Origin of the sequence: Paenibacillus sp. 19GGS1-52, assembly GCF_022369515.1 — a bacterium.
Taxonomy (GTDB): Bacteria; Bacillota; Bacilli; order Paenibacillales; family Paenibacillaceae; genus Paenibacillus_AQ.
In genome coordinates this window covers 909,775-925,703 of the sequence record NZ_CP059724.1, presented here as the reverse complement: position 1 = coordinate 925,703, position 15,929 = coordinate 909,775, and the positions used below count along the sequence as shown (strand labels likewise).

General features: G+C 37.1%; 13 protein-coding genes and 1 pseudogene. All 14 read right to left on the bottom strand.

The window, feature by feature from the left end; genetic code table 11:
- Nucleotides 1–24 precede the first annotated feature (24 nt).
- On the bottom strand, nt 25–1,017 hold the full coding sequence (locus H1230_RS04120; RefSeq protein WP_239714366.1) for a glycosyltransferase family 2 protein: 993 nt from the start codon (nt 1,015–1,017) through the stop codon (nt 25–27).
- Between the two features lie 131 nt (nt 1,018–1,148).
- Nucleotides 1,149–2,012, bottom strand: coding sequence for a dTDP-4-dehydrorhamnose reductase (rfbD, locus tag H1230_RS04115; protein ID WP_239717089.1), 864 nt, complete (start codon nt 2,010–2,012; stop codon nt 1,149–1,151).
- Between the two features lie 8 nt (nt 2,013–2,020).
- Complete coding sequence (rfbB, locus tag H1230_RS04110; protein WP_239714365.1) at nt 2,021–3,043, bottom strand: dTDP-glucose 4,6-dehydratase; 1,023 nt, start codon at nt 3,041–3,043, stop codon at nt 2,021–2,023.
- A gap of 35 nt (nt 3,044–3,078) precedes the next feature.
- Nucleotides 3,079–3,627 (bottom strand): dTDP-4-dehydrorhamnose 3,5-epimerase, encoded by a 549-nt coding sequence (gene rfbC, locus H1230_RS04105; protein WP_239714364.1) that lies wholly within the window; start codon nt 3,625–3,627, stop codon nt 3,079–3,081.
- A gap of 21 nt (nt 3,628–3,648) precedes the next feature.
- Nucleotides 3,649–4,392 (bottom strand): sugar phosphate nucleotidyltransferase, encoded by a 744-nt coding sequence (locus tag H1230_RS04100; protein WP_239714363.1) that lies wholly within the window; start codon nt 4,390–4,392, stop codon nt 3,649–3,651.
- A gap of 51 nt (nt 4,393–4,443) precedes the next feature.
- Nucleotides 4,444–5,340, bottom strand: coding sequence for a decaprenyl-phosphate phosphoribosyltransferase (locus H1230_RS04095; RefSeq protein ID WP_239714362.1), 897 nt, complete (start codon nt 5,338–5,340; stop codon nt 4,444–4,446).
- A 14-nt stretch (nt 5,341–5,354) separates the two neighbouring features.
- Nucleotides 5,355–5,753, bottom strand: a complete 399-nt coding sequence (locus tag H1230_RS04090; RefSeq protein ID WP_239714361.1) for a divergent PAP2 family protein — start codon at nt 5,751–5,753, stop codon at nt 5,355–5,357.
- A 62-nt stretch (nt 5,754–5,815) separates the two neighbouring features.
- Nucleotides 5,816–7,377, bottom strand: a pseudogene (locus H1230_RS04085) (IS3 family transposase).
- 90 nt (nt 7,378–7,467) lie between these two features.
- Nucleotides 7,468–8,607, bottom strand: coding sequence for a glycosyltransferase family 4 protein (locus H1230_RS04080; protein WP_239714360.1), 1,140 nt, complete (start codon nt 8,605–8,607; stop codon nt 7,468–7,470).
- 5 nt (nt 8,608–8,612) lie between these two features.
- A complete protein-coding gene (locus tag H1230_RS31575; RefSeq protein ID WP_481857162.1) occupies nt 8,613–8,981 on the bottom strand; it encodes a GtrA family protein in 369 nt (122 codons plus the stop codon).
- A gap of 125 nt (nt 8,982–9,106) precedes the next feature.
- Nucleotides 9,107–11,230, bottom strand: a complete 2,124-nt coding sequence (locus H1230_RS04075) for a hypothetical protein (protein WP_239714359.1) — start codon at nt 11,228–11,230, stop codon at nt 9,107–9,109.
- 14 nt (nt 11,231–11,244) lie between these two features.
- Entirely contained in the window at nt 11,245–13,605 is a 2,361-nt protein-coding gene (locus H1230_RS04070; RefSeq protein WP_239714358.1) for a glycosyltransferase, read from the bottom strand.
- Nucleotides 13,602–14,807: a glycosyltransferase family 4 protein gene (locus H1230_RS04065; RefSeq protein ID WP_239714357.1), complete on the bottom strand. Its 1,206-nt coding sequence runs from the start codon at nt 14,805–14,807 to the stop codon at nt 13,602–13,604. The genes H1230_RS04070 and H1230_RS04065 overlap by 4 nt, the downstream gene beginning before the upstream one ends.
- A gap of 15 nt (nt 14,808–14,822) precedes the next feature.
- Nucleotides 14,823–15,920 (bottom strand): class I SAM-dependent methyltransferase, encoded by a 1,098-nt coding sequence (locus tag H1230_RS04060; protein ID WP_239714356.1) that lies wholly within the window; start codon nt 15,918–15,920, stop codon nt 14,823–14,825.
- Between the last annotated feature and the right edge of the window lie 9 nt (nt 15,921–15,929).

Genomic DNA, 15,929 nt, shown 5'->3' with positions numbered 1-15,929 from the left:
GATCCTTCTAAATTAGCCTGATCTCTACCGGGATACTCTAGCCTGTATAGCTCGTCGTTTCTTTCTGAGTTGTGGCAGCTGGGTGAAAAAGGATGTCCACGCCTTGATTAGCTGAGGCTCCTTAATTAGCATATACCCGTGTGCTGCAAGCTCATACGGTAGCGAAACGATTAGCGTCTTCAGCCATGTGCGCGCTCGTTCATTTTTATAGATCATTTTATAGCGGTTAATATAAGAAATCCGGCGGATGAACAGCGGCTTGCTATCCCGCCCAGATGTCTTCCAACCGCGCTCATGATACCCAATAGCTTCTGCCTCGTAATATCCCTGCCAGCCCAGCAGTTGCGCCCGCCAAGCTACATCCACATCTTCCTTATAGGCAAAAAAGTCACTGTCAAAAAACTCACCGTCGACACTAATATCATCGATCATTCGCCTGGAGTACATCGCCGCCGCCCCAGACACCCCGAATACAGGCCCGGATTGCTGCCAATTAACCGCCAGTTCCCCAGCACCACGATCAAAAGCACGTCGAGCCTTATTCATCCGTAGTCCTGTACTATCGACAAGCTGAGGATCAGCCTTCAATAGAAGCTTGCCTGTAGCACTTCCGATTAGCGGATTGGCCTCCATCCTCGCAACGAGTCTCGACACATAGTCAGGGGCAAGCGTCAGGTCGGGATTAAGGACAAGACAATAGTCTGACTTCGACGCGGCTATAGCCTGGTTGTGGGCAGGGGCGAAGCCGGTGTTGGTTAGGTTTGGCAGGAGGAGGAGGCTGGGACGTTTGACTTCGACACTCGGTGCGGAAGCTACCTCACTAACTCCTGAAGAAGTTACCTCAGACTTACTGAAGAATGCTCTCACATTCTCGGCACATCCATCTCCCGATGCATTATCCACCACAACAATTTGTTCAATTGGATAATCCTGTGCAAGTACTGCCGTCAGACATTCGATGATGTCGTCCGCGCTGTTGTAGGCAACGATATGTATGCTTACTGTTTTGTTATTCATGACTCATCCTCGAATTCATTTTTTCAAAAGCGGAAACTATTATTCTCTGACTGTTTCTTTCTATTATAGCGAATATAAACAAAAAACTCCCGTACCGTTATAAACGATAGGGAGTTGTCCATGATACTCTTCTATTCCTTTAGTTCCAGTAGAAAATCTCTAAGACCCTCACGCCAGTGACGTATATCCTGGAACCCGTTTGTCCGGATAGACAAATGCTCCATTACCGAATTGCGCGGACGCGGCGCTGGCCGTGGAAACTGCTCCGTACCGCAAGGTTCAAGCTTGGCTGTAAAGCTCAAGCCCAGTATATCTTCGGCCTCGGCAAAAATCGCACCTGTAAACTCATACCACGTGCAGGCTCCACTGTTAGAAGCATGGTAGACCCCGTATTTCTCCGTCTGGATTAGTTCAAGAATGAATCTCGTCAAATCTACGGTATACGTAGGTGAACCCTTCTGGTCATCCACCACTTGCAGTAAAGGCTTCTCCTGACCCTGCTTCAACATCGTCTTCACAAAGTTATTTCCATATTTACCGTAAACCCAAGAGGTGCGTACAATAAAATACTTGGAGGATAAGCTTTGGGCTACTATTTCTCCGGCCCGTTTCGACTTGCCATATATGCTCTGCGGATCAGTATTATCGTATTCGTGGTAAGGCTGTGTACCCAAACCATCAAAAACATAATCCGTGCTGATATACACCAGCTTGGCTCCAGCCTTCTCTGCAGCTAGTGCTACGTTGCGCGTTCCTGTAGCGTTGATTAGATAAGCTGCATCAATGTCACTTTCTGCCGCGTCTACTGCAGTGTGGGCAGCACAATGAATGACAACCTCAGGACCAAAGTCACCAATGACTTTGACACACTCATCAAGATCAGTAATATCCATCTCTAACCGGTCACAGCCTAAAACTTCATGACCTTGCTGCTGCAGCATCAAAACAACATCCTGACCTAACTGTCCAGCCGATCCAGTAACAAGCACCTTCATCGTAGGCATTATAACGAATCTCCCAAACGACTGCCGTATTGCAGCTCAGCATATTTCTGGTATTCACCAGATTGAATACGGGTCCACCAGTCTCTGTTATTCAGATACCATTGAATAGTTTCTTTAATTCCCGTCTCAAACGTATGCTTTGGTTTCCAGCCCAGCTCTTTAGTAATCTTGGTTGGATCAATTCCATAACGAAGGTCATGACCTGGACGGTCCTGAACATAAGTAATCAGAGAATCTGGTTTGCCCAGTTCCTGCAGCACTGTATTCACAATATGCACATTCGTACGTTCGTTATTGCCGCCGATATTATAGACTTCACCATTCACACCTTCATGAATAACCAGATCAATCGCACTGCAATGGTCCTCAACATACAGCCAATCGCGGATATTCATCCCATCGCCATAGACCGGCAAAGCTTGATCTACAAGTGCACGTGAGATCATCAGCGGAATCAGTTTCTCAGGGAATTGGTATGGACCGTAATTGTTCGAGCAGCGAGTGATATTAACAGGTAGTCCAAATGTTTCATGGTACGCACGCACGAGCAGATCTCCACCGGCCTTACTGGCGGAATATGGACTGTTCGGAGTTAACGGAGTTGCTTCCGTAAATAAACCTGTAGCTCCAAGCGAACCATAAACCTCATCCGTAGAGACCTGAACGAATTTAGTTACACTATACTTTTTAGCCGCATCTAAGAGAACTTGAGTACCAAGTACGTTCGTCTTCACAAATACCTCAGGCTCCAAAATACTCCGATCCACATGAGATTCAGCTGCAAAATTGACAACCACATCTACACCCTGACTAAATAGTGCATCCATTGCCTGTACATCAGTAATATCTGCCTTCGCAAAAGTATAATTCGGGTTTCCTTCAACCGATTTCAGGTTTTCCAAATTCCCAGCATAAGTCAACGCATCTACATTGAGAATCTTATATTCCGGATGCTGCTGCAGCATATATATTACAAAGTTACTGCCGATAAACCCGGCTCCGCCGGTAACTAGCAATTTCATGTGAAAACCCACCTTTTATTCTTTAAAATAATTTACTATTCAAAGTTCAACTCTGCATCCTTCAGCAATGGATGACGTTGGTCTTTGTCCGATAATACAGGACTCGAAGTCGGCCAATCAATACCCAGTGCTGGATCATTCCATAATATGCCGCGGTCATGCTCTGGGGAATAGTATTCGTCCACCTTATACAAGACTTGGGTGTTCGGAACCAATGTACAGAAGCCGTGGGCAAATCCTTTAGGCACGAGCAGTTGACGCTTATTGTATTCGCTAAGAATAACACCGACCCATTGTCCAAACGTTGGAGAGTTCCGGCGGATATCCACAATCACATCGTAAATAACACCCGATAATACGCGGATTAATTTAGTTTGAGCCTTAGGGTTCAACTGGTAATGCAGACCACGCAGTACACCCACTTCTGCGGAGAGAGATTGGTTATCTTGGATGAAATGATTGTTAATTCCAAGTTTATGCATTATTTCTTCGTTATAGCTTTCCATGAAAAAACCCCGATGATCGCCGTGGACCACCGGTTCCAGAAGGCTTGCGCCTTGTAACCTTAAAGGAGTGACATGCATACTGGGAGTTCCTCCTCATACCTATAATTTTAATTTACCAAAATCATCATTATACAGAATATCCTTAGCTAGTTCATTCGCTTTAGCTAGGGAGGCGTGTGTTCCAGCGTCCGTCCACCAACCACCAAGGACATCATATGTCAGTTCATTTCTTTTAATATATGCATTGTTTACATCCGTTATTTCCAATTCTCCACGATTTGAGGGAGTTAGCGTCTTAATAATTTCGAACACTTTGTTATCAAACATGTAAATGCCGGTAACAGCATATCCACTTTTAGGAGAATCTGGCTTCTCCACAATCGAAATGATCTTATCTTCTTGCAGTTCAGGCACACCAAAACGCTGTGGATCAGATACTTCTTGAATTAGAATCTTAGCACCAGTTCGTTGAGTCACAAAGTTCTTAACATATGGTAATATATTCAGCTCAAATACGTTATCACCAAGAATAACAACACTTTGGTCTTCTCCAACGAATTGCTCTGCTAATCCAAGAGCTTGAGCAATTCCGCCAGCTTCATCCTGCACTTTATAAGTAAAGGATACGCCCATAGATTTTCCGCTTCCAAGCAGATTCACCACATCTCCCATATGTTCTTTGCCAGTGACTATGAGAATGTCTTGAATACCGGCTTGGTTGAGTTTGTAGATGGAATGAAAGATCATGGGGTATTTCCCAACAGGGAGAAGATGTTTGTTGGTCACTTTGGTTAGAGGATACAGCCGTGATCCAGTGCCGCCTGCTAGGATTATGCCTTTCACTAAAATAGCCCCCTTATCTAACTAGTTCTTCAGCTTTATACTTCATTTGTGTTATACAAATTTTTTCACAACAACTACTAAAATAGAAAAAAGAAGGACAGTAACCAAAATGTGTTTGTCATTTAATAGTATCTCCTCAGGTTTTCCACCAGCATTTTTCATATGAATCAAATAAAAATATCGAAAAATACCGTAAAGTACAAAGGGAATCGTAAACATCATGGCTGGCTTTTCTGAGGCGGCATACATAGAATAAAACATAATCAAAACTCCAGTGATAATAGTTATTAGTTGATCTAGTAATTCCACACTATAGAAGGTCAATACTTTTCGTTGGTTAGTGGGATCATCCTTAAATAATAATAATTCATGTCTTCGCTTTCCAAGTGCCAAAAATAAAGAAAGTCCAAGCGTACATAGGATAAACCATGAAGTAAGAACTCCGTCTACAGCCAACGCTCCCGTCACAGCCCTCAGCACAAATCCTGCTGCAATAATCATTACATCGATTATCACAACATGTTTTAAATATAGACTATAGGAAAGATTCATCACGAAATAAACAAGTACGGCCATTATTACATAGTAATTAATAGTATAAGCCAATCCTACAGCAATTAAAAAAGTAATAATCCCTATGGATATTGCTACTGGAATACTAATAGCACCAGATGCAATTCGCCTATGGCGTTTTTCAGGATGAAGTCGATCTTTTTCAACATCAACAATATCATTAATTATATAAATTGTACTTGCCATAAATGAAAAGGAAATAAATGCTATGAAAGCATTAATTAAAGTGGAGGGATTAAGAATTGCTCCAGAAAAAATAGCAGATGCAAAAACGAGAAGATTTTTAGTCCATTGTTTTATGCGCATTTCATACAATATATCTAAAATAATAGTGAATAAAGTTTTTTTCTTTGGCAAAGCAAGATTGTGATTCAATTTATACACTCCTACTAAAAAATATATATTAAATACCCTAATAACATACCCAACAAAATACCGCCGATCACTTCAACTTTAGTATGTCCTATTCTTTCACGAAGTTTAATTGTTGATTCTGAGTTAATTATATTAATATTTTTAGCGTGCTGTCCAACATACCTTCTCAATCCTGTCGCATCAAAAATAACTACCATCACTAAAGCCACTCCCAAACCAAACATTGGAGATTCAAAGCCTTCTCTTAATCCTATTAACCAAGTAGTTGTAGTCACAATTGTCGTATGGTTACTTGGAAAGCCCCCGTTTCCAATGAGCTGTGCTGCTTGTTCGCCAAACCTGAATTTATTAATTAGATATTTAAGAGTGCCTGCAATGAACCAAGCCACAAAAGGAACAAAACAATAGTACATTATCGTATCTCCTGTTCGGTAATTGTCAAGACAGTTGTCGTGATTTCATAGAATGTATGTAGTCATTTTAATTGTTCTTCATCGGTGTCCATAACTCCGTCTTTTTCAGGATTGAGCCATACTTTTTCATTCAGTTTCCAGTTGCGTGTCTCTCCAGACCAACGGCTAGGATTTTTCGCTTTTGCTGCCTCATAGACGTGCTTTCTCTTCTCAAAAATTTCTTCAGAAAGACCTGAATGTCTTTGATTGGGGGTTAAGAAATTTAACCCACTGTGGCGATGCTCGGTGTTGTACCAACGGACAAATCGTAGGGTCCATTCCCGTGCCTCATCCCTTGATCCGAAGCCTTTGAGAGGGTAGTTTGGGCGGTATTTACAGGTTCTGAAAATAGATTCCGCATAGGGATTGTCATTGCTGACTCGCGGTCTGCTGCGGGATGGAATAATGCCCAAACTGTATAACGTTTCAAGCAGAGTCGCGCCTTTCATAGGACTACCGTTGTCCGAATGCAGAATGAGCGGGCTTTTTCGAACGGCACATTGCTCACTCAACACGGTTCTCCGCATGAGCTGACTGGCATATTCGGAGGATTCTTCTTCCCAAATCTCCCAGCCTACGATTTTACGACTGTATAAATCGAGCACGAGATAGAGATAGTAAAACACGCCTTTGATCGGACCCTGCAACCAGCTAATATCCCACATCCAGACTTGATTGGGTGCGGTGGCGCAGTGGCTAGTCAGAGGTTTAGAGGTAGGCTTTAGGCTACGCCCACGGTGATGCTGTTGCTGATACTTGTGCATGACCCGATAAAAGGTAGACTCGGAACCGAGATAGATCCCTTGATCTGCGAGTCTAGGGACAATCTGACTGGGTGGTAAACTCTTAAATTCCACTTGATTGATTACGGAAACAATCTGCTGTACTTCGGGTTCGCTGAGTTGATGAGAAGGCGCTCGCTTAATGGCATGGGGTCGTTGATCTTCGAGCGGCGTTCGCTCACTACGCCAGCGCTGTAACGTTCGTTGGGTCAAAGAGAGCTCTAGACAAGCCTTTCTTTCTCTTGCTCCTGCCTGTACGGCTTCCCCGATAAGGGTGATGGCGATTTGACGATCTGAGGCAGGAATCATTCGTCCTCGGGGTCCCCCCAAATCGCTCGGGCCTTTTTTCGAAGCACCAGTAAGGCAGCGGTTTCGGCTAAGGCGGCCTCTTTTCGTTTTAACTCGCGGGCAAGGTTCTTGTTCTCTCGTTCTTTGTTACGTAGTTCTTTTTGCAGCCGGGTGGCTTGTTCAGCAACGCCTCCGTTGGCTTGCATACAGGCGTCACGCCAGGCTTCGATTTGTTCAACAAACAGACCTTTTGCTCGACAGTACTCAGACAATTCGATCTCACTTAGTGTGGCTGTCTCGACAACAATGGCGAACTTGTCTCGGGTGCTCCACTTCTCTGTTTCCTTTTCACCACCAGGGAAAACGCCACCGGTCGCCCGGGCTTCCTTCTGCCACTTATACAAGGTGCCTTCCCCGAGGCCGCTGTCCCTTGCGATCTGACTCACCGATTCATTGTTTGGGGGCATCATCCGCTGCATAATCCTATGTTTGAGTTCGTCACTGTATCTAGCCATTGTCGCTCCACCTCAGTCTCTCTTTTAATCTACTTTACATACTATTGAGAGGTACGACAACTAGCATGACACAGGGGGTGTTCGCGAAAGCTAAGTTTTAGCTTTCAGATTTAAGACTTCTTTAAAACAAACATTATATTTAGCCGCCGCACTTTCTACACCAAATATTTCGTTAATAAATGACTTTTCCTTAATATAATGATCTCTGTCTTTTAGAACTTTAATTATTACTTCAGCCAGTTGTTCAACATCCTTAGGATTTGCTGTTTCTCCCATGCCAGTCCTTCTGGTTATCTCCCTAACACCAGGCAGATGAGATGCAACTACAGGAACTCCGGCAAGCATGGCTTCGATTTGCACCATTCCAAAAGCTTCTAGAGAATTAGTACTAGGCAGTACAAATAAGTCAAGAGAATAGTAAAAATCAATCAATTGTTGAGTTGACAACCTTCCTAAAAACTCCACATACGATTCATCCCAACCAATTTTAAGCTTTAAACTTTCGTAAATACTTCCGCCAGCTACATTGTTGAAATCACCCGCTATTAAAAATCGAACATTTGGTAATGCCTTTTTAACAATGGGAGCTGCTTGAAGTAGAATATCTATGCCTTTTTCTTCAACAATCCTACCACAAAAACCCACATATATTTCTTCTCTTTGTGATCTGTTATGAGAAGAGTTAAATTCTTTGTAGAATGAAGAAGTAGGGTGTATCTCCAACCATTTATCTTTAAATTTCGGTAAAACTCTGGAACTTCGTGCGTAATCATAAGAACTAACTACAATTCCCCTAGCCCTTTTAAAGCTAGATCGAGAGGACTTATCCATTAGATTCACTATAATTGAATTCGCCATAGATCGAGGTAAATTCACATCACATTGATAGGTTAGAATTAGTTTTTCTTTGCTCGTTAGATGACTTATGAAAGCCGCCTCTGCCATTGGTAGATGGAGATTTACAATATCAGCATTTTTTTGATGCTTATAAAACTTGCTCAAAAAATCCAAGCTTATATAACCTTTACTTATTTTAAATAATAAATCAGCACGCTCTATTTTAACTCCATTAATTATTTCAAATCCCAAAAGATTCTTCTCGTGTTTAGCCGTCAGCACTGTAACATCATGTTCTTTTGCCAATTCCTCAGCCAATGATTTAGCACATTCAGAGAGGCCACTTATATATGGGTAATAATAATTAAGAACAATTAATATCTTTAATCTCATTTTGTTCACCTCTTCTTTATACTGAATACAAAAAATTTATTTACACCAAAAGTCGCAATAATAATACCCAAACTAAGAACCACTCTAGAAATATTCACATTATAATGTAAAGTTGATACCAATAAATAAAACAAACTGTTATCTATTAATAAAGATACTAATCTCACAATGAAAAATTTAAAGAATTGTTTACCATTATTCTCTGATGAATGGTTACTGAAGACAAATCTTCTGTTTAGAATGTAGTTTACAAAAACTGCAAATATATAACTTACTATATTCGCAATAATATAATATAAACCCAAACTCTCCAATAAAAAAAACAGTAAAAGGTTAATGCCTGTAGTCACAGCTCCCCAAAAGCTGTATTTCACAAATTCTTTAATATTCTTACTCCTTTTAATTCTTTTCTCACTGGTAAGAGTTGACCTTGACAAAATAAAACACCAACTATCGTTATAATATATTAAAGTTTATAACATACTATCATTAAGTAGCACTAATTAATTATTTCCACATTTTGCAATGCAATCCCCAATTCTCTAGTATCTTGCCCGACACGTACCGTTCCTTCTTTGACTACAAACTTTATATTATTTATTATGTTCAATTCAATTTTTAACTTTGATGTTGTGAATACCTTATTATTCTTTATTTTTTTCTCCTCAATAAGTTTATCGTTAATATAAATTTGAATAGTTCTTTCTGTAACATTTGGTGGGAAGATAGGATTGAAACTAATAAAGAATTCACTCGTATTTAATGATTTTGCAGAAAGAATAAATTCGGATTTTGTCCATCGTGTAGGGACCCCATTCCAGTCCTCCAAACCATGCCAACCTTCGATCATTGATATATTAAAGTTTTTGTACAAACGAAATTTTTCATTATGCCAAATCAAGGCATTATTATAATTCAATATATCTTGACTGCCCTTTAAAGTGTAAATCGATTGCAGTTCAGGAACAGTATATGGAGTGAAGTAAGAGTTTGGATTTTTATATGATATTTTTGTTTCCTTTAAGAAAAATGCAAGTATATGTTGTTCATCTTTTGTTACATCTTCGATAGATAGCACTTCATTTTCTGGTATTAATTTATTTATTTCTCTCATCTCAGTATACTCTTTTGTAACTAGAAGCCCTTTATTAAGAATAATATTTTCTAACTTTCCAATTTGGAGAAGATTAGACAATAAAATTATGACCAATGCCCCATATGTAAAATACCTGAAATAATTATATTTAAGTTTGAATGAATTTACACCGATTGAAAATAATACTATTACAAATGGTTGAGCAAACATTAATGTTTTATAATATCCATATGGAAACTTATTAATAAAATTCAAATACAATAATAGAATAATTATAAAGGAAAAATATACACATAAATATTCCCTTAAACCTCTTTTCACTTTGAATAATCCTAATAGAACGAAACCTAACAATAATAAACCAACAAAAGTAGGCAATAGCGGTGGAATGGCATAGTCAAGAGTTTTAATCCCGAACACCATCAGTATTTGGTTAAAGAAAGGAATATACTCCACGATGCCAATTGCATTTTGAGTAGTTGTATAAGCGAATATATTATATTTTATAGCTAAAAATGTGCTTGTTGGATTCAATAATGCAGTGATCAAGAAAGTATAGAGTAATATTTTCATATAAATTTTAGTATTCTTAAAATCTTTTAAAATCGAAATACCTAAAAATATCATTGTTGGTATCAATAAATACAAAGTATATTCGCTATAAATAGCAATAAGACCAGAGATGCATAAACTTGTGGGAATAACTAAATGGATCTTTTTCTCATGAATAATCTGATAAATAAACCCAGCCGATAATACATAAAATGCATTACCACCAATTTGTGGCATATACTGTGTTGTAAACATCCAAAATAATAGTGTATTAACTGTTGATAAAGCAACAGCTGTTAGCACAATCCAATTAGATAATTGAAAACTATATTTACATGTGTAAAATACAGAAAGTGAAAATAAAAGAACAAAAAAGCAGGAAATTTCATTAAAGGTGTGAACCGCATCAGTATTGAAGAAAGTCATAGCTAGAGTATTAAAATAATCTGCTCCTACTCTTGAGAATCTAGAAAAATGTAGTTCAGCTATTGAGAAAAAGGGATGTAGATTGTCAGATATAGCTGTTGAGAAATATCCTTTGTCGATTAGCCATTCCGGTATAGATAAGTAAAAAATAAGGTCATTATTAATACTTGCAAAAGATGTAGGGAAGCCAACATAAATACTAGGAAATAAATATATTAAAAAGATGACCCCGAAAATAAAAATATTAATAGTATTTAGTTTAGCTACCTTTCCCATTACCAACTCATTTTTAAATCTGTACTTGAAAAATCTCATTAACATAATAATAATTCCACCAATAATAATAAATGGATTAAAAAATTTAGCTCCTATAAAAATTCCAAAAAACTGTGAGATACCCGATAAGATGGAAAAACCAAAGAAGGGATACAAAAAACATATCCCTTGAATATTGCTAATATAACCTTTCTCTATAAGTATTTTAAATAAGCTGCCATATGCAGAGGATATAGTAAGAAAAAACAAAAATAAAATAATAATAAATAGCATTTATATTCCCCTTACTATGAAAAATTTATGAAATTCTCGTATAAACCTGCAGTAATACTAAAATCACATTTTTCCTTTACATATCTAGTTGCATTTGAGCTCATTTCATTTCGTAGTCTAGGATTATTACATAACTCTATTAAGTAAGCTAATAATAATTCCTCTTCATACCCGTCTATGTCTACTTTCCAAACACATTCATCAGGATATTCCATATATGAACCAGTGTTAGATACAATACAAGGAATGCCATATCCTAATGATCTCATTAAAGTACCTGAGGTTTCTCCCATTGAAGGCCAACGCAAATTAATACATAAGTCACTTTCTTTGATATGTGTTTTAAAACTATCAATATCTGGTGAATCTATAAATGTGACTTTTCTTTTAAGCTTTAAATCGTCTACTAGTTTTAATAATTCTTTTTTATAGCTTTCTTCAGCATGACCAATAATGTATAGATGCACTTCTTCATTCGTTTCCAAAAGTCTTGATACCGTTTTTATAACAACATCAATTCTTTTATTTGGGATAACATTTCCAAAAACACCTATTGTGAACTCATTTGTGTTCTTCAATTTGCGTGGTTTTGTAGTATCTTCATCCTCAAGAGGTTCTAAAGTAAAACCATGAGGAATCACCTCGATTACACCATTATAGCTGTTATTTAAAAGTATTGACTTCTTAACCCAATTACTATGAACGATGACACCATTACTTAAATCAACAACTCTGTTGCTAAGTGGAAACTGTTGACTTTCAGGAATTGTATTTGAATTTAATAATGATCTTGCCGCAGCTTCACCTTCAGCTCCGCTATTATATATTAATTCATGAACAAACGCATCCGTATTTCCTTTTAGGTAAGTAGTATACATAAAGAATCCGAATAAATTATAATCGTGCAGTACAATATAGCCTGGATACTTTTCTAGTGCTTCAATGATCCATTTATGGTATTCGTTATTACCCACATGGTAAAGCCTTTTTTCAAAATGCTCCAATGCCCCTTGATGTACACTAATGTCAATAATTTCAAATGTCTCGCTAATAAATTTGTTATTTGGTGTATAATCGTTAACGAAAATAGTTATTTCGTAATAATTTTTTAAAAAAAATAGCAACTCTTCACTATAATCGGAGATCCCTGATGTTTGAGGGTTAAACGGACTAAGGTATGCTAATTTAGGTTTATTAATATTATCCTCTTTTGTATTAATTATCCCATATACCAATTCTTTAAAATTTAATAAGCTCTTAGAAACGACAAAATCCCAAGAAAAATCGCGAGATTGTTGATATCCCTGTGCAATGAGTTTGTCTCGCATCACACTATCTGAAAGCAAATTTTCCATTGCACTTTCTATAGCTTGTTCGCTTCTAGGATCTACAAGTATAGCAGATTGACCTACTATTTCAGGTAATGAAGAACAATTACTTGTAATAACTGGGGCACCACATCTCATTGCTTCCAAAACTGGCAATCCAAATCCTTCATATAAGGAAGGAAAAACGAACATCTCACATTCCTGATACAGTGCAACCAAAGACTCTTCAGAAACATATCCTAATAATAGTAAGCGATCCGTACTCAATCCCTTACTAATTGCGAAATCAATAAATTCCTTCTGTTCTATAGGTTGTTTTATCCCACCGATGACCAATTTCAAATTGCTATGATTTCGTGACAAATTCGAGAAAGCACTTATAAGCCCTTTATTGTTTTTGCGGGGATCATATCCAGTTAAAGAGTATATGAAGGGGGTGGTTATTCCTAATTCATCTTCCAATAATTCCTTCTGCTTAGATTTCTCTTTGGGATTAAACAATATTTCATTAGTGGAAGCATATATAACATTAATCTTTTTTGATTCAATTTTTAAAAACTTAATAAGATCTTGCTTTGATGTCTCTGATATTGTTAATATCAGATCTGCCTCTTTTAATTTCTGTGATCTCTCATCATAGAGAGATTGCACATTCTTAGGCCATTTCAAATAATAATCCCGTTCCAACGCTAGAGGAATAAGATCGTAAACCAAATATGACTTTTTCACTTTACTATTCTTTATATTAGGAATATCCACATCAAACATATAAGGGCTAGTAAAATGGACAATATCAATAGCCTTTCGTATTATGAATTCCTCTAAATCTTGTTCAAACCAATATCTCTCATCAATTAGCCTTACATCAAAATCAACAAATTTTGAAATGAAACAAAAATACCATTTATTCTCTTTCTTCTTCATTAAATAGAATCTATCATTTACACTCTGACAGGTTAAAGTCTCAAGCCAATGATACGTATATATTCCAATCCCTCTTTTTTTTTCATCTGTGAATAGTGTTTGAATATCTATTAAAATTCTCAAGATAAAAGATCCTCCTTGCTAAACCCTTTTTTATTTAGAAATTCAATTATTCGTTTAGCTGTATGCTCCCAGGTATATTCTTTCTCAACATATTCCTTGCCCTTTTTTCCTATCTCCACCGCATCTCCTTTTGATGATAGATAAATATTCAACACTGACTTGAACGATTCATAGTCTTTGTAGTAAAACCCACCTTCACTTCGGTCACAGTGTCCCTTGGTTACTGCACAACCTTCATGAACAATTACAGGAGTTTCACAGAGCCAGCTCTCCATAATAACTATAGAAAAGCTCTCCATTAATGAAGGTTGTATTAACGCTATACTTCCTGCAATAGCATTAAATTTATCTCCATCATTTAATTCTCCCATATGAATGATACCCTTGGATTGTTTTATGGTTTCTATTATCTGTTCTTCGCCTTTTCCTACCACCAAAAGCTTTACATCATTTCTATTCTCATTATGATATCTATTAAAAAACTCAAGCATTTGAGGAACGTTTTTTCCACCAACTAGTCTACCTACATATATGAAGTAGTCACTTTCTATACCATATTTTTTTCTGAAGTCGGTATTATCAGGAATATAATTGAGTTCTACTCCTCCTCCAGAAATAACTGAATCCTCTATATCAATATTGTGAAGTTTTTCTGTAAGTTGTTGCTCTTCGATTGTATTAAAAAGAATCCCTTTCACTCTAGCGAACATATGTCCTATAGATTCCAAATATGCCATATCTTCATCATGGAGACAAGGAATTAAAAAACTCCTTTCCGGAACCATTTTGCTACCCCAGTAAGAAGTACCGAAAATATACGGAATAAAGAGAAATATATATTCATCCTCATTTTCAGTAATGTACCTATACATTGCATCACTATTTACAGTTTCATGAAACAATTGCATTTCCTCAGAATATTTAATTTCTTCTTTATTAAGGAGTTTACCTAATATTTCTTCATATTTTTTTTTATTTCTTTTTCTAAGCGGAAATCTACGAACTGACAATCCATTTATTTCATTGATCCCCTCTTCGAAGAAATTCTTATCCCAATCCCAAAAAGAATCTTTGCCGCAGGTAGTTAATATTTCAACATTACAACCTGCATCATGTAAACTTTTTGCAATTCCGCCTGCAAATCTTTCCGCTCCTCCAGAAATACTATCTGTAAACCAAGGAGTTACAATTGCTATCTTCATCCCGAATCCCCTTGCCTAATTTTTTTCCAATATTAACGAGAAATTATAGTATTGTATTTCTGATTCTATATTTTCAACTTTTTCACTCAAATAAGAATTAATAACATTAAATCCCGCCATCTCTGCTAAATGCTTTAGTGCTTCAGGAAATAATGGTTTTTCATGAGTTGGATCTAAATAGTACAAGTTATTCATTACGTAGTTAGAGGTTGTGTTTGGGGTTTCAATTATTAAAACTCCTCCAACTACTAATTTTTGATAACAAAGATTTAAGAAAGCAATTTTTTGAGGTACGGTCAAGTGTTCGATTACATGAGCGAAGAATACAGCATCAATACTAGAATCATTTTGTTCAAAAAGATAGTCGCCACCTTCATGTACATAGGCCTCTAAACCTTTATCTTTACATACTTGAATTAAACGCAAATCAGTATCGACTCCAATACCTTTAAAGGTATTTTCCTTCAATAATTCCAAAAAATACCCCTTACCGCATCCAATATCAATAATTGTATCGGTTATCTTAAAATATTGTAAGTACTGCGTGAAAATCCGTTTCACTTCTTCCCCAGATCCGCTGAAACGTTCTGCAAAATCCGAATAATGAAAATCTTTCAACGTGTACTTCTGATTAAACTCAGTTATAAACTCTTGAAAATTATCAGTTTTTTTTTCCAAACCAGAAATTTGTCCAACTAAATGTGTAATTAATTTGTTCTGCTCCACAATAATTTCAATTGAATTGTTCAATCCAAACCATATATCATTATTCAAATATTTCTGTTGATTTGTTATTGTATCGACATACCATTTCGTGAATAATCTGTTCCCAAATTTCCTTAGTGGTGTAATGAATTTATTCAAAATTTTATAACGCGATACCAACCGCGGTTCCATAAAAGCTACTGGCATGTTTGGAGTGACTCGGTGAACTAATCTATTGATTTTGGAATTTAATAAATGAAGGGATTCGTGTAAATCACTATCTAATGTAATCGTATCAATCATGAGTTCTTTAATTTTATCATTTGAACTCAATTGAAGTTCTTGTTTTCTAACTCCTGAGCGTATCTGATGCATTATACTAGCAGGGGTAATTTTATTTTCAGACATCCTAGACTC

Bases quoted from the DNA above. Each gene is read 5' to 3' on its own strand.
- H1230_RS04120 (WP_239714366.1), bottom strand. From the start codon at position 1,017: ATGAATAACAAAACAGTAAGCATACATATCGTTGCCTACAACAGCGCG.
- rfbD (WP_239717089.1), bottom strand. From the start codon at position 2,012: ATGAAGGTGCTTGTTACTGGATCGGCTGGACAGTTAGGTCAGGATGTT.
- rfbB (WP_239714365.1), bottom strand. From the start codon at position 3,043: ATGAAATTGCTAGTTACCGGCGGAGCCGGGTTTATCGGCAGTAACTTT.
- rfbC (WP_239714364.1), bottom strand. From the start codon at position 3,627: ATGCATGTCACTCCTTTAAGGTTACAAGGCGCAAGCCTTCTGGAACCG.
- H1230_RS04090 (WP_239714361.1), bottom strand. From the start codon at position 5,753: ATGTACTATTGTTTTGTTCCTTTTGTGGCTTGGTTCATTGCAGGCACT.
- H1230_RS04080 (WP_239714360.1), bottom strand. From the start codon at position 8,607: ATGAGATTAAAGATATTAATTGTTCTTAATTATTATTACCCATATATA.
- H1230_RS04075 (WP_239714359.1), bottom strand. From the start codon at position 11,230: ATGCTATTTATTATTATTTTATTTTTGTTTTTTCTTACTATATCCTCT.
- H1230_RS04065 (WP_239714357.1), bottom strand. From the start codon at position 14,807: ATGAAGATAGCAATTGTAACTCCTTGGTTTACAGATAGTATTTCTGGA.
- H1230_RS04060 (WP_239714356.1), bottom strand. From the start codon at position 15,920: ATGTCTGAAAATAAAATTACCCCTGCTAGTATAATGCATCAGATACGC.